The organism is Sphingopyxis sp. USTB-05, from assembly GCF_023822045.1.
In the GTDB taxonomy this organism is placed as follows: domain Bacteria; phylum Pseudomonadota; class Alphaproteobacteria; order Sphingomonadales; family Sphingomonadaceae; genus Sphingopyxis.
In genome coordinates this window covers 1,950,836-1,965,119 of sequence record NZ_CP084712.1, presented here as the reverse complement: position 1 = coordinate 1,965,119, position 14,284 = coordinate 1,950,836, and the positions used below count along the sequence as shown (strand labels likewise).

Sequence of the window (14,284 nt, the reverse complement as noted above, 5' to 3'; positions counted from 1 at the left end):
AGTCCCCCTGGGGCAGCGGAGGGCGATATATGCAGGGGGGTCCCCCCTGTAAAGACCCTATCGCGCAATTTTGTAATAGTCCGGTAACACCGGGGCCGAACCGGGGCCGATCTGCGCCAAACCGCGCAAACGCGAGACAAAGCCATACCGCCGCGCTAGGGATGGCGCATCGCCAAACCCGAAAAGGACCTCCCCGCCATGGTGTCTCGCGCCGACGTTAATCACAGCTTTTCCGACGCGGAACTCCAAGAACTGGCGGCGTTCGGCACAATCGAGTCGCATCGCGCCGGTGATCTGATCGTCGAGGAGGGCATGATGGCGCCCGATTGCATCATCACCCTTTCGGGACATACCGATATTTTCGCCTCCACCGATGAAGGGAGAAGGCGCGTCGGCTGGATGGAGCACGGCCAGTTCGCGGGCGACCTGTCGGTACTGACCGGACAGCGCCACCTGTCGCGCGTCGAGATGGGCGCCGACGGCGAGGTCATCCGTATCGCCCACGCCGATTTCCAGCGTCTTATTGCCGGCAACTCCTATTATTCGGACATTTTCGTCCGCGTTCTTTCCGCCCGCCGCGAATTCAGCAATAATCGCGGTTTCGCGGTGACGATCGTCATCGGCGCGGCGATGGATCGCAGCGTCTATGCCTTGCGCGACCTGCTGATGAAGCATGGTGTCGCACATCGCTGGTTTGATCCCGCCGACGGACCGGTCGCGGGGCATCTGATGGCCGAACGGGGGCTGACCGGCGACCAGTTGCCGGCGGTCATCCTGGGCGCAGCCGACGTGCTCGTTCAGCCGACCCCCGAACAGCTCGCGGCGGGGCTCGGGCTCGATCTGTTACCCGATGGTGCGACCGCTGATGTCATCGTCGTCGGCAGCGGCCCCGGCGGGCTAGCGGCAGCGGTCTATGCCGCGTCCGAAGGGCTGACGGTGATCGCGCTCGACTCGCTCGCGCCCGGCGGGCAGGCGGGCACGTCGTCGAAGATCGAGAATTATCTGGGTTTTCCAACCGGCATTTCGGGGAATGAGCTGGCGCGCCGGGCGACGGTGCAGGCGCAGAAGTTCGGCGCGCGACTGGTCGCGCCCGTCCGCGCGACGTCGATCAACCGCGACGGCGATGCCTATTGCTTGCATCTTGCCGACGGGCGCAAGCTGCGCAGCCGTGCCGTGGTCGTGGCGAGCGGCGCGGAATATCAGCGCCTGCCGATCGAGGGCATCGAATCCTATGAGGGCCGCGGCATTTATTATGGCGCGACGCCGATGGAGGCGCAGCTCTGCGGCAATGCAGAGGTGACCGTCGTCGGATCGGGCAACTCGGCGGGGCAGGGCGCCATCTATCTCGCGAGCGTGGCAAAGAAGGTCTATGTTATCTTCCGCCGTGCGAGCCTGCGCGAGACGATGTCCGAATATTTGGTCAAGCGGCTCGAAGAGCATCCGAACATCGAGATCATTCCCGCGACCGACGTCGTCGGTCTGCACGGCGAGGAGCATCTGGCCGGCCTGACCTATCGCTGCCGCGAGACGGGAGCCGAGGATCATTGCGATTGCCGCTTCCTGTTCCTGTTCCTTGGTGCCACTCCGAACACCCGGTGGCTGCCCAAAGAGATGGTGTGCGACGATCGCGGATTCGTGAAGACCGGCGCCGATATCGCGCCGCTCGAACTGGTCAAGGCGGGCTGGTCGCTCGACCGCATGCCAAGCCGCCTCGAAACGAGCTGGCCGCGCATCTATGCCGTCGGCGACGTGCGGAAGGGATCGGTAAAGCGCGTCGCATCTTCGGTCGGAGAGGGATCGGTGGTGGTCAGCCATATTCACCAAGCTCTGGCGGAAACAGGCACGACCATCGATTGACCCCGCCTCCGCTCGCACGTTAAGCTCCTGCCTTCGAACAAAAAAAGGAACCGCCGATGAGCTTGTCCGCGTGGGTGATGATGATTGCAGTGCAGGGGGGCGGAGAGCCGCTACCCGCTAAAATCGATATCCCGAACGATTTTTCGACGGTCATTTGCCCAACTGAGTCGGCAGCGCGTCAGATGTTGGGTACTTATTATGGCGTGCAGCCCGCGCCGCGGAATCATACGATCGACACCAGCCTGTTCTTTCAGGGCCTGGCGGCGACCGGCTGCTCGCAGGACAGCTCCGATGCGACGTCGGTGATCACGATCCAGCAGGCGGTGGCGCGGCGGACGCTGAAGCTCGCCTCAGCTAGCGAAACCTATCTTATCTATCGCGGCGCGAACGCCAAGGGCGTTCGGGTCGTCGGGATCGTCGATGAAATGGGAAACAACAAGCATCCCCGCACCGATTTCGAGCGCTGGTTGTCCGAATTCGCGCCCAATGGTCTGATCAACTACGATCCGGCAACGATGAGCACGCTCTATCTATGCGCGACTGTCGATGGTGCGCGTGCCGCCGTTCGGGCGATCCCCACGAAGGGGAATAAGGCGGTCCAGAATCAGGCGTTCGGCAAGGCGCGGGCCGCGAATGCGTGCCGACAGGCGCCGGCAGGGCGCTACAAGATTACCGCACGCCACGAAAATCGCGACATCCAATGCGGGTTCGAATGCGAAGACATCTGGAATTCGCTCGCCGCCACCGATGCGCGGGGCCGGGCGGTCGCGTTGATTTTCAACGCTTCGCACTTCTGACGCGACCTTATCCGAGCCGCGTCTTGAAGTCCTCATAACCGAACTCGCGGATCAGCTTGAGTGCGTCACTCTCGCTGTCCCACAGCCAGATCGACGGTAGCGGCACGCCGTTGAAGGTGTTGGTTTTGACCATCGAATAATGCGCCTGGTCGAGGAATGCGAAACGTTGCCCGATGCGCGCGCCGCCGGGAAGGCGGTAATCGCCAATGACGTCGCCCGCCAGGCATGATGGGCCCCCGAGCCGGACCGGCATGCCCTCGTCGCCCTCATCGAGCATCGCGGGGCGGTAGGGCGCCTCGATGACGTCGGGCATGTGGCAGGTTGCCGAAATGTCGGTGATACCGATCTGCATACCATTGTCGAACAGGTCGAGTATCTCGCCGACGAGGATGCCGGCGTCCAGCGCGATGGCCTCGCCGGGCTCGATCATCACATCGCAGTTGGTCGATGCACGCACCTGCTTCAGGAAGGCGATCAGATCATCGACCTGATAATCGGCCCGCGTGACATGGTGGCCGCCGCCGAAATTGATCCATTTGAGCTGGCTGAAGAAGGGGCGCAGCATCGGTTGCACCGCGTTCCACGTGCGCTGCAGCGGCGGGAAATCCTGTTCGCACAGACTGTGCATATGGATGCCGTCGACGCCCTCCATATGTTCGGGAAGAAGCTGGCTGATCGGGAAGCCGAGGCGGCTGCACGGCGCCGCAGGATCATATTTCGCGACCTCGCCTTCGCTGTGCATCGGATTGATGCGTAGGCCGATGTCGAATGTTTCGCCGTTCGCCCGCAATTCATCGAGCAATGGGCGGAAGCGTGAGATCTGCCCCGGCGAGTTGAAGATCAGATGGTCGGACAGCGCCGCGATCTCGGGCAGGTCAGCTTCCTTGTAGCCCGCGCAATAGGTTGCGACTTCGCCGCCATATTCGCCGCGCCCGAGCTTCGCTTCATAGATGCCGGAAGCACATACGCCGTCGAGATATTCGATGACGGTCGGCCCCAGGGACCACATCGAGAACGCCTTGAGCGCCGCCAGTACGCGCGCACCCGACGCGTCGCCGATATGGCGCAGCAACGCGAGGTTGGCGCGCACCTTTGCGGCATCGACGATGAATGCGGGAGAGGGGACTCGGGTCAGGTCGAAGCGGGCAAAGGCTCCGGGATCGCCGGCACGGGTTTCCATGTCGCTTGTGTTTCCTGTCAGACCGCAATCGGTCCCTTGAAGATGAAGAACGCACCCGCCGCGATCAGACCGAAGCCGACGAGATGGTTCAGGGTCAGCTTCTCACCGAGCCAGAAGACCGCGAACCCAGCGAATATGACCAGTGTAATCACTTCCTGCAAGGTCTTGAGTTCGGCGGCGCTGTAAACGCCATAGCCTATGCGGTTCGCGGGGATGACAAGACAATATTCGAAAAAGGCGATTCCCCATGCGATCAGCACCGCCAGCCAGACGGGCCGCGACACGGCGCCAAGCTGGCCGTACCAAGCAAATGTCATGAAGATGTTCGATACGAACAGCAGGCCGATCGGCGCGAGATAGGCAGTCATTTCCGGTCCTTCGTCAGCGGCAGCACGTCGCGGAGCAGCGCGGCGAAGAAATGACCCGGCTCCTCGACCATCGGCATATGCGCCGAATGTTCGAGCCAGACGAGCCTCTTTGAGGGTGCTTCAACCTGTCCGAACCACTGGGCCGCCACCGGCGAAGGGACAGTATAATCATGCCGTCCGAGCAGGAAGACCAGCGGTACATCCATCTTCTTGACCTTCGTGAAGCTGACATCGGCCAAACGCGGCCAGAGCGTCGTCACAGAAAACTCGCTGCCCTTGCCCCACGCCTGTCGGTCGGCCTCGCTATATTCAGGCGAAAGGCGCGGCGTCTGGAAATAATATTTGAGGTCGGGCTTGTTATAGATGAGCGAGCCGTAGGGGATCGCATATTTGCGCCAGCCGTCGGCTTTCGCAATCGTGAACTCGCCGCTCGGATAGGGTGCGAGAGCATCGACCGCACGGACGGCCTCCATATTCCCTGCCGCGAGCGCTTTGGCCCGCGTCCACGCCATACCGGCCTTTTCGCCTTCGCGAAAATCGATGCCCTGGCCGACACCGACATAGGCGTAGAGCAGGTCGGGCCGCTTTACCGCGACCGACAGGCCGACGATCGAGCCCCAGCTATGGCCCATCAGCACGACCTTGCGTTTGGCATAGCGCTTTTTGAGCAACTCGATCAGTTCGATGGCGTCGTCGCGGTAGCGTTCGGGTGTCATCGTCGGCGCAAGGGTCGCGGGATCGTTGAGCGGATAGCTACGGCCGGCCCCGCGCTGATCATATTGGACGACGGTAAAGACATCCTCCCACGGCCGCTGAAAAGCCCAGGCAAAGGGCATTTCGACCGCGCCGGGTCCGCCATGCACGAAAACCAGGATGGGATTGTCGCGGTCCGAACCGCGCACGTTCACGACCTGCCGCGCCCCGCCGAGGGTGGCCTCGAAGGTCTCCTGCACACCGTTTGGCGTAACAATTTTACCGATGTCGGCGACGATTGCGCGTGCCGGGGCATAGGTGTCGTCGGTTTGAGCCGCGGCGGGCGTGGCGAAAGCAGCAAACAAGGCGATCGCTGCCAATTGCAATTTCATTCGGGCTACCTTTCGTCATTCCCGCGAAAGCGGGACCCAGTTTCGCCGTGGCTAACGGGTTCCCGCTTTCGCGGAAATGACGAAAAACGTAAAATCGCTCAGAAATCGAGCGGACCGTCCAATTCCTTCACCTGCCAGGGCAGGCCATGCTTGTTGAGCATGTCCATGAAGGGATCGGGATCCATCTGTTCCATGTTGAACACGCCGTCGCCGTTCCACGTGCCGGTGACCATCATGGCGGCGCCGATCATCGCCGGTACGCCGGTGGTGTAGCTCACCGCCTGATTGCCCGTTTCGGCATAGGCATCCTCATGGTCGCAGATATTATAGAGATAGAGCGTCTTTTCCTTGCCATCCTTGCCCAGACCGGTCGCAATGACGCCGATGTTCGTCTTGCCCTTGGTGGTCTCGCCGAGGCTCGACGGTTCGGGAAGGACGGCCTTCAGGAACTGCAGCGGTACGATCTCGCGGCCTTCGTAGATCACCGGATCGATGCGCGTCATGCCGACATTCTGGAGGACGGTAAGGTGCGTGATATAGGCCTCGCCGAATGTCATCCAGAAACGGATGCGTTTGATTTCGGGCAAGTGGGTTTTGAGGCTTTCGATCTCCTCATGATACATGAGGTACATCGTCTTCGGGCCGACAGCCTCGAAATCGAACTGCTGCTTCACCGACATCGGCGGGGTTTCGACCCAGTCGCCATTTTCCCAGTGACGAGCGACAGCGGTCACTTCGCGAATGTTGATCTCAGGGTTGAAGTTGGTCGCGAAATGCTGGCCATGATCGCCGCCGTTGCAATCGAGAATATCGAGCGTGTCGATGCGGTCGAAATGATGCTTCTTGAGCCAGGTCGTGAACACGCTCGTCACGCCCGGATCGAAACCCGAACCGAGCAGCGCCATCAGACCAGCCTCCTTGAAGCGGTCCTGATAGGCCCACTGCCAATGATATTCGAACTTCGCCTCGTCGCGGGGTTCGTAGTTGGCGGTATCAAGATAATGCGCGCCGGTCGACAGACAGGCCTCCATAATCGTGAGGTCCTGATAGGGAAGTGCGAGATTGACGACATGTGTCGCGCCGATCGAGCGGATCAGCGCTGCGGTCGCGTCGATATGGTCGGCGTCAACTTCGGCGGTCTTGATCGTGACGCCGGTGCGTTCCTTCACCGATTCGGCAATCGCGTCGCATTTGAACTTGCGGCGGCTCGCCAGCGTGATGTCGGGAAAAATGTCGGGGTTCATCGCCATCTTGTGCACCGCGACCGAACCGACGCCGCCTGCGCCGATCACCAGAACCTTGCTCATCGAAAAATCTCCTGCGCCTACCTATGTGGCTTGTCTTGTATGGCCGGCCCTATAGGACGAAGCCATGACACAGCAAAGCCCCGATCCCTTGCTCGATCCGAACCGCGCACCCACGCTTGCGGGTGTCGAACGCGCCGCGGCGAAAGTCGCTGCATTGCTCCCGCAAACCCCGCTGTTGCCGCTCGAAGTCGATGGCAAGACGATCTGGTGCAAGGCGGAATGCCTGCAACCCGTCGGAGCGTTCAAGATCCGCGGCGCCTGGCACCGGTTGACCGATCTGACGCCCGAACAGGCGGCGGCGGGCGTCGTCGGTGTATCGAGCGGCAATCATGCGCAAGGCGTCGCATGGGCGGCAAAGCAGCTGGGGATCAAAGCGACGATCGTGATGCCGAGCAATGCGCCGGCGATGAAGCTTGCCGCAACGCGCCAACTGGGCGCCGAGGTCGTGCTCTATGATCGCGTGACCGAATCGCGCGACGCGGTCGCGGCAAAGCTGCTCGCCGAACGCGGCGGGACGCTCGTCCATGCCTATGGTGATCCGTGGGTCATAGAGGGACAGGGCAGCGCCGGAACCGAAGCGAAAGCGCAGATGGTTACGCGCGGGATCGGCAGCCCCGACAAGGTTGTCGCCTGCTGTGGCGGGGGCGGTCTGTCGGCAGGACTCGCTCTTGCGCTGGCCGAGGCCGAAATTGTTGCCGTGGAGCCCGAAGGCTGGGACGATGTAACGCGCAGCCTTGCTGCCGGCGAAATCCTTTCGGTCGAGGATATGACCTATCCGACCGAATGCGACGCCTTGCAGACGCCACAAACCTGGCCGATCAACTTCGCGGTGCTGCAGGCGCGCGGCGTAAAGGGCGTTGCCGTGACGCGCAGCGAAGTGCGCGATGCAATGCGGCTGGCGTTCGAGAAGCTGCACCTTGTCGTCGAGCCCGGCGGAGCGGCCGCGTTGGCGGCGGTGCTCGCGGGCAAAGTGTCGGTAACGGACGCGACTCTCGTCACGCTGTCGGGCGGCAATGTCGATCCGCTGAAATTCGCGGAGATCATCACCGAATAGGCTGGCGGAAACTTATCCGCCGACATGCGTTTGGACGGGGAAGGAGAAGCATGATGCAGAAGAGTGCAATTTTGGCGGGCGCTGCGGCGCTGGTTCTATTGGCCGGCTGCGAAAAGGCAGAGGCGCCCGCGCCTGCGCCGACCGATGCCACGACCACCGAGGTTCCGGTCGAGACCGTTCCGGCCGAGGGCGCAGAGGCAACCGATCCCGCGACCGCGCCGCATCGCTTCGCGAGCTGGGCAGGTAAGTGGACCGGGGTCGAGGGCATGTACGCCACGATCACGACCGCCGCGCCAGGGAAATACAAGCTCGAAATGCAGTCGGACCTCGACACCAAGGGGACCTATGATGGCGAAGACAGCGAGCATGGCATCAAGTTCAAGCGCGGGACCGAGGAACTCAGCCTGCGTCGCGGCAACGGCGACGAAACCGGTCTCAAATATCTGGCCGGCAAGAAGGAATGCCTGATCGTGAAGGAAGGTGAGGGCTACTGCCGCGACTGACAAATATCTTCGTCATTCCCGCAGAGTCGCTGACTACGCGGGAATGACGATTGTCGAGGTACGCATATTTTCTCGTATGTCGCCGGATTGTCATCGAACCGGCACGGAAATCGCATGAAAGCATGCAATGGGCAGCCCCGGATCAACCTTGTCCGGGATACCCATTCGCATGGCCAGCCGACCCAATCGCAAGATCGCCGCCGCCGTCGTTCGCGAGGATGGCGAGCAGAAACAACGCCTGCTCGACCGCGCTTTCGCGCTAGCGTTCAAAGGCCTCGTCTATGCCCAGATATGGGAAGACCCGGTCGTCGATATGGAGGCGCTGGCGATCGAACCGGGCAACCGGATCGCCACGATCGCCAGCGGCGGCTGCAATGTCTTTTCCTATCTGACCGCCGACCCGGCGGAGATTGTCGCGGTCGACCTCAACACCGCGCATGTCGCACTTAACAATCTTAAACGCGTGGCGATCCAGCGGTTGTCCGATCATGCGAGCCTTCGCCGCTTTTTCGCCGACGCCGACAACAGCAGCAACATCGCAGACTATCGTGCCTTCGTCCGACCCCACCTGGACGAGGTAACCCGCCGCTATTGGGAAGGCCGCGACCTGGTCGGGCGCCGCCGGATCAACGGCTTCGCGCACGGGCTCTACAAGCGCGGACTGCTCGGTAATTTTATCGGGGTCGCGCACCTCGTCGCTCGCATGCACCGCGTCGATCCGCGCCAGTTCCTCGAAGCGAAGACGATCGAAGAACAGCGCACGATTTTCGAGACGAAGTTCGCGCCCTTCTTCGATCGCAAGTTCATCCGTTGGGTCACGGACCAGCGATCGTCGCTGTTCGGTTTGGGCATTCCGCCGGCGCAATATGACGCGCTCGCGGACGGAAGGCCGATGGCCGATGTGTTGCGCGCGCGCCTTGAAAAATTGACCTGCGATTTTGCGCTCGAGGATAATTATTTCGCCTGGCAAGCCTTTGGTCGCGGCTATGGAAAGCACGCCGCTGCGTCGTTGCCGCCCTATCTGCACGCGGATCATTATGCCGCCGTCCGCGCCCGCGCGGGGCGGGTTACGGTGCTTCACGCGAACATGACCGACATGCTCGCGGCGGCCGATGCGAACAGCTTTGACCGTTACATATTCCTCGATGCGCAGGACTGGATGAGCGACGCGCAATTGACCGCCCTGTGGAGCGAAGTCACGCGGACCGCCCGCCCCGGTGCCCGCGTCCTTTTTCGCACCGCCGCCGAACCAAGCTTGCTGCCGGGTCGGCTTCCCGACGACCTGCTGCGGCGATGGGATTATCGCGCCGCCGAATCGCTCGATTACACACGGCGCGATCGCTCGGCGATCTACGGCGGGGTCCACCTCTATATCCTGAAAGGCTGACGATGATCCGGGGGGATGGGCATGCCGCACGCATGGACGGCGTCTATCGCGGACAGCGTCACATCTATGACCTGACGCGCAAATATTACCTGCTTGGGCGCGACCGCTTGATCGATGAACTGTCGCCTCCGGCCGGCGGACATGTACTCGAAATCGGTTGCGGCACGGGGCGTAATCTTATCGCAGCGGCGCGCTGCTGGCCGAGCGCCAAATTTCACGGGATAGATATTTCCGAAGAGATGCTGAAAACGGCTCGCGCCGCGATCGCCCACGCGGGGCTGGCGCGACGCGTGAGCGTTGCACAGGCTGACGCAACAGGTTTCGATCCGAACGCGTTGTTCCGTACCGCCAGTTTCGACCGTATTTTTCAAAGCTATACATTGTCGATGATCCCCGACTGGCAGGGCGCGATCGGTGAAGCGATGCGCCATCTGTCGACTTATGGTTCGCTGCATATCGTCGATTTCGGACAGCAGGAGGACATGCCTGACTGGTTCCGCAGCACGCTGTTCGCGTGGCTCGCGCGCTTTCATGTCGAACCACGCGCACTGCTGATCGAAGCCGCGCGCGAAGCCGCGAACGATGCCGGTGCGCGGCTCGCGGTGACTCGGCTCTATCGGGGTTATGCCTGGGCGTTGCGGCTCGACAAACGCCCGCGCTAGTCTTGCCAAGCCGCGCGACACCTGCTCCTTTGGTGGGGGGAGGCGCAATGACCGATATGATCTCGCCGGCGGGGACCGCCGAATTGGCTTCCGTCGCCGAAACACTGGCACAGGCGTTTCAGACAGACCCCGCGCTGTCGTGGATATTGCCCGACCCCGATCACCGCGCCCGCGCGCTCCGCAGCCTGTTTCGGGTCCTCGTCCCCGCTGATGTCCGCGTCGGCGTCGCGCTGCGCTCGCCGGACGACGAGGCTGCGGCTCTCTGGCGCGCGCCGGGGCAGGCGCACAGCGGCACGCTCGAGTTCCTGCGAACCGTCGTCCCGCTTGTCGCGACCTTCGGCACCGCCCTGCCGCGCGGACTGAAGGTGCAAGCGAGCATCGACGCGCACCGACCCAAGGGGCGTTTCTGGTACCTTCACTATGTCGGCGTCCGCCCAAGCCATCAGGGCAAGGGACACGGCGGACGAATCATTCGCGAGCAAATCACCGTCGCTGACGATCAAGCGCTGCCTTGCTGGCTCGAAACGGCGACACCCGAAAATGTACCGCTTTACGAGCGGCTCGGGTTCGTTACCCAAGTCCAATGGGACGTACCCGGCGGCCCGCATTTCTGGGGCATGATGCGCCCTTCGTCCTGATCGATCAGGACGCCGGACGTGTGGCGTTGAAGGAAAAGATGATATCCACGGCAGCGGCGATCGCGTCGGTCGCCGCCCATTCGCCCTGACCGACGCCGAAGGCTGTACGGTCGATGCGCGCGGTTCCGGCAACGTGCGCACGGTCGCCCTCGATGCGCAAGGTAAAGCGCAGCGTTGCGGGCTTGCTGGTGCCGCGTAGGTCGAGCGTGCCGCGTGCCTCATATTTGTCGCCGCCAAGATGGCGGATATCGCGCGCGGCGAAGACTGCGCTCGGATGCGCGCCGACGTCGAAGAAATCGCTGCTCTTCAGCGAATCGTCGCGCTGTCCGTCGCCCGTGTCGGCCGACCCGAGATCGACCGTCACGCGAATTGTCGAATTCGCCAGCTCGTCAGGGCTGAAACGGATCGCGGCGCGCCAGCGACCGAAGCGGCCGTCGATCGCTTCGCCATTCCAGCGTGCCGTGAAGCCCAGCCGTCCGCCCGATGCGACCGTCCAGTCGGCGAGCGGCTGCTTCGTATCTTCAGCCACCGCTTCTTCGGCCGCCTGAGCTTCGGGTGCTTCGGCCGAAAGGGCGGGCGTGGTAGTCGCTGCCGAGATCGGCGTGACCGGTGCCGCCGGCCGCTGTTTCGTGGTTGCCTGCTTCTTGTCCGGATAGATTGAATTGCCTGCAGTGAAAGCACCGGCAACCAGCGCGATCGCACCGATCGCCGCACCGACGGCCTTGCCGCGCGCGAAGGGGATCATCCGCTGTAGTTCGGGTTTGCCGAGCAGCCATTGGTGGCGAAGCGCGCCGGTAATATGCAGTGCGAACAGGCCGATCGCGAGCCACGCCATCGCGCCGTGGATCGACTCCGCCGGCTCATGCCAGCTTCGGCCAACAGGCAAGTGCGGCCATGGAATGAGGCCGTATAGCAGCGTGGGGACCTGAACCCGCGCGGTCGAAACGAGAAGCCAGCCCGTGAGCGGCCCGAGGATCATCGCGAGATAAAAAAGCCAGTGCACCGTACTGGCGAGCGCGCGCGTCCATGCCGGGCCGTCGGACGCGGGCGGGCGCGGTGTGAACAGGCGAGCCGCGAGACGTGCAAGGCTGAGCAACAGGATCGTGATGCCGACCGATTTGTGGAGTTGGTACCGTGCGAACAATTCGGGGCTGTTGTTCCCCTCAAGCGCCCAGCCGAGCGCGATCTGGAATGCCAGCAACAGAGCGATGAGCCAGTGGAGCGTGATGGCGGTATAGCTATAACGCTGTGTTGGCATGACAATCTTTCGAGACCGGGGAGGGGATTCGTCGTTCACCTTATCGATGCACATCGAGCTTGTCGAAGGCGGTTGAAATGCACCTTCTGCGAAAAGCTATGCAACGATACGTAGCAACGAGCCCGCAGCGAGACCAATCGCGATTGCGAGGACTGCAAGAAAGATCGCGCGGAGCCAGAAATGCTTGCGCAGTCCGTAATCGAGTTTTCCTGCGGCGAAGAAATCTACCACCGCACCGATCGCGTGGAAAATGACCTCACCAATCAATCCTCGAAACCCACGAACCTTACCGCCTCGTCGACGCTCTTACGGTTCGATACCACCGCATTGGCCGGGAAATCGGCATCGGGCCAGCCCATCGCGACGCAGATCATGATGACCTGGTCGTCGGGGATGCGCGCATGTTCGCGCACGACGGGGCTTTGCATGATCCCCTGACTGTTGATCACACAGCCGAGCCCGCGCGACCAGGCGGCGTTAACCAGCGCATTGGTAACGGCGCCGCAGTCGAAGGGCGCAATGTCGCTGCCGAGCAGCACGCGATCATAGGTGACGACGATGCTGACCGGCGCATCGAACTGGCGAAAGCCGCGCAGCACCCAGTCCTGCCGCGCATCCCTGTCGTCACGCGCGATGCCCATCGCGCCGAATAGCTGTTTCGCGATCTCGATCTGACGCGCGCGATGGTCGTCGGCGATGCCGTCGAAGCGGCGAAATTCGCGGCTGTCGGGCTTGCCCGCAAGGATGCCGTCAGTGTTGCCCTGCCGGATCGCCGCGAGCGGTTCCCCGGTAACGACCGAGAAATTCCAGCACTGGTTGTTGAACGACGAGGGCGCGCGCATTGCGACTTCGAGGATCTCGGCGATCAGCGCCTTCGGTACAGGCTTGTCGAGAAAGCCGCGGATCGAGCGGCGCCCGACCACGACGTCGTCGTAACGGGGTGCAGTCGTCACGCGGCCTTCTGGAGTTGCAGTTCGAGCCGGTCCCAGATTTCGACCAGCGCTTCGGTGAGTTCGCGCATCATCGCCTCGTCATGCGCCGGGCCGGGCGTGAAGCGCAAGCGTTCGGTGCCGCGCGGCACGGTCGGGAAATTGATCGGCTGCACATAGACGCCATATTCGGCGAGCAGGATATCGCTGATCTTCTTCGCTCGCACCGGATCGCCGACCATCAGCGGGACGATATGCGTCGTCGAATCCATGACCGGGAGGCCCGCGTCGCGGAAGCTCTGCTTGAGGTAAGCCGCGGCTTCCTGTTGCGCGTCGCGTTCGACGCTCGACGCCTTAAGGTGGCGCACGCTTGCGAGCACGCCCGCGACGAGCACCGGCGACAGGCTGGTCGTGAAGATAAAGCCCGGCGCATAGCTGCGGATCACGTCGATAATATTCTTGTCGGCGGCGATATAGCCACCCATCACGCCGAACGCCTTGCCCAGCGTACCTTCGATGATCGTGACCCGGTCGGCCGCTTCGTCGCGGTCGGTAATGCCGCCGCCGCGCGGGCCGTACATGCCGACGGCATGGACTTCGTCGCAATAGGTGAGCGCGTTATATTTGTCGGCAAGGTCGCAGATCGCATGGATCGGGGCAACGTCGCCATCCATGGAATAGACGCTTTCGAACGCGATCAGCTTCGCCGCGTCGGGATCGTCGGCGGCGAGCAGTTCCTCGAGATGCGCGAGGTCGTTATGCCGCCACACGCGCTTTTCGCAGCCCGAGTTGCGGATGCCCGCGATCATCGACGCGTGGTTGAGTTCGTCCGAATAGATGATGCAGTTCGGCAGCAGTTTGCCGAGCGTGCCGAGCGTCGCTTCGTTCGAGATATACCCCGAGGTGAAGAGCAGTGCTCCATCCTTGCCGTGGAGGTCGGCGAGTTCATGTTCGAGATCGATATGATAATGGGTGTTGCCGCCAATATTGCGCGTCCCGCCCGAACCGGCACCCACGTCGTGCAGCGCGCCTTCCATCGCTTCGATGACTTTCGGATGCTGGCCCATCGCGAGATAGTCGTTCGAGCACCACACCGTGATCGGCTTCGGCCCGTTGTGGCCCGCGAAGCATCGTGCGTTCGGAAAAGCACCGCGATTGCGCAGGATATCGATGAAGACGCGATAGCGTCCTTCTTCGTGCAGCCGGTCGATCGCGCGTGCGAAAATATCGTTGTAGTTCACGTCTCAGCCCCGCAGTCA

At 62.4% G+C, this 14,284-nt stretch carries 15 protein-coding genes; 7 read left to right on the top strand and 8 right to left on the bottom strand.

Annotated elements, in window-relative coordinates:
• Positions 1-198: 198 nt before the first annotated feature.
• Together KEC45_RS08870 and KEC45_RS08865 are read left to right on the top strand one after the other, a co-directional pair.
• Positions 199-1,857 carry an FAD-dependent oxidoreductase gene (locus KEC45_RS08870; RefSeq protein ID WP_252171941.1) on the top strand — a complete coding sequence of 553 codons (1,659 nt, stop codon included), beginning with the start codon at positions 199-201 and terminating at the stop codon, positions 1,855-1,857.
• Positions 1,858-2,039: 182 nt separating this feature from the next.
• On the top strand, positions 2,040-2,654 hold the full coding sequence (locus KEC45_RS08865) for a hypothetical protein (RefSeq protein ID WP_252171940.1): 615 nt from the start codon (positions 2,040-2,042) through the stop codon (positions 2,652-2,654).
• A gap of 7 nt (positions 2,655-2,661) precedes the next feature.
• Here the strand turns inward: KEC45_RS08865 and KEC45_RS08860 are convergent, their stop codons facing one another.
• From KEC45_RS08860 to KEC45_RS08845, 4 genes are all read right to left on the bottom strand, one after another.
• Positions 2,662-3,834 (bottom strand): carboxynorspermidine decarboxylase, encoded by a 1,173-nt coding sequence (locus KEC45_RS08860; RefSeq protein ID WP_062180327.1) that lies wholly within the window; start codon positions 3,832-3,834, stop codon positions 2,662-2,664.
• A 17-nt stretch (positions 3,835-3,851) separates the two neighbouring features.
• Positions 3,852-4,202 (bottom strand): DMT family protein, encoded by a 351-nt coding sequence (locus tag KEC45_RS08855; protein ID WP_062180329.1) that lies wholly within the window; start codon positions 4,200-4,202, stop codon positions 3,852-3,854.
• On the bottom strand, positions 4,199-5,287 hold the full coding sequence (locus KEC45_RS08850) for an alpha/beta fold hydrolase (protein ID WP_062180331.1): 1,089 nt from the start codon (positions 5,285-5,287) through the stop codon (positions 4,199-4,201). Before KEC45_RS08850 ends, KEC45_RS08855 begins: the two co-directional genes overlap by 4 nt.
• 98 nt (positions 5,288-5,385) lie before the next feature.
• Positions 5,386-6,594: a saccharopine dehydrogenase family protein gene (locus KEC45_RS08845; RefSeq protein WP_062180333.1), complete on the bottom strand. Its 1,209-nt coding sequence runs from the start codon at positions 6,592-6,594 to the stop codon at positions 5,386-5,388.
• 64 nt (positions 6,595-6,658) lie between these two features.
• Here KEC45_RS08845 and KEC45_RS08840 point away from each other — a divergent pair, with 64 nt between their 5' ends.
• From KEC45_RS08840 to KEC45_RS08820, 5 genes are all read left to right on the top strand, one after another.
• Positions 6,659-7,648, top strand: a complete 990-nt coding sequence (locus tag KEC45_RS08840; RefSeq protein WP_062180337.1) for a threonine/serine dehydratase — start codon at positions 6,659-6,661, stop codon at positions 7,646-7,648.
• Positions 7,649-7,701: 53 nt separating this feature from the next.
• Positions 7,702-8,151, top strand: coding sequence for a hypothetical protein (locus tag KEC45_RS08835; RefSeq protein WP_062183873.1), 450 nt, complete (start codon positions 7,702-7,704; stop codon positions 8,149-8,151).
• 169 nt (positions 8,152-8,320) lie between these two features.
• Positions 8,321-9,538: a DUF3419 family protein gene (locus KEC45_RS08830; RefSeq protein WP_062180340.1), complete on the top strand. Its 1,218-nt coding sequence runs from the start codon at positions 8,321-8,323 to the stop codon at positions 9,536-9,538.
• Positions 9,539-9,540: 2 nt separating this feature from the next.
• Positions 9,541-10,200, top strand: coding sequence for a class I SAM-dependent methyltransferase (locus tag KEC45_RS08825; RefSeq protein WP_062180343.1), 660 nt, complete (start codon positions 9,541-9,543; stop codon positions 10,198-10,200).
• A gap of 47 nt (positions 10,201-10,247) precedes the next feature.
• Positions 10,248-10,838 carry a GNAT family N-acetyltransferase gene (locus KEC45_RS08820; protein ID WP_252171939.1) on the top strand — a complete coding sequence of 197 codons (591 nt, stop codon included), beginning with the start codon at positions 10,248-10,250 and terminating at the stop codon, positions 10,836-10,838.
• A 4-nt stretch (positions 10,839-10,842) separates the two neighbouring features.
• On the opposite strand, the gene KEC45_RS08815 is transcribed toward KEC45_RS08820, so the two are convergent.
• From KEC45_RS08815 to hemA, 4 genes are all read right to left on the bottom strand, one after another.
• Positions 10,843-12,096, bottom strand: a complete 1,254-nt coding sequence (locus tag KEC45_RS08815) for a YceI family protein (RefSeq protein WP_062180347.1) — start codon at positions 12,094-12,096, stop codon at positions 10,843-10,845.
• 96 nt (positions 12,097-12,192) lie between these two features.
• On the bottom strand, positions 12,193-12,363 hold the full coding sequence (locus KEC45_RS08810) for a hypothetical protein (protein ID WP_193749139.1): 171 nt from the start codon (positions 12,361-12,363) through the stop codon (positions 12,193-12,195).
• A complete protein-coding gene (locus tag KEC45_RS08805) occupies positions 12,360-13,049 on the bottom strand; it encodes a nitroreductase family protein (RefSeq protein ID WP_062180349.1) in 690 nt (229 codons plus the stop codon). The genes KEC45_RS08810 and KEC45_RS08805 overlap by 4 nt, the downstream gene beginning before the upstream one ends.
• Entirely contained in the window at positions 13,046-14,266 is a 1,221-nt protein-coding gene (gene hemA / locus KEC45_RS08800) for a 5-aminolevulinate synthase (protein ID WP_062180351.1), read from the bottom strand. Before hemA ends, KEC45_RS08805 begins: the two co-directional genes overlap by 4 nt.
• Positions 14,267-14,284: the final 18 nt, after the last annotated feature.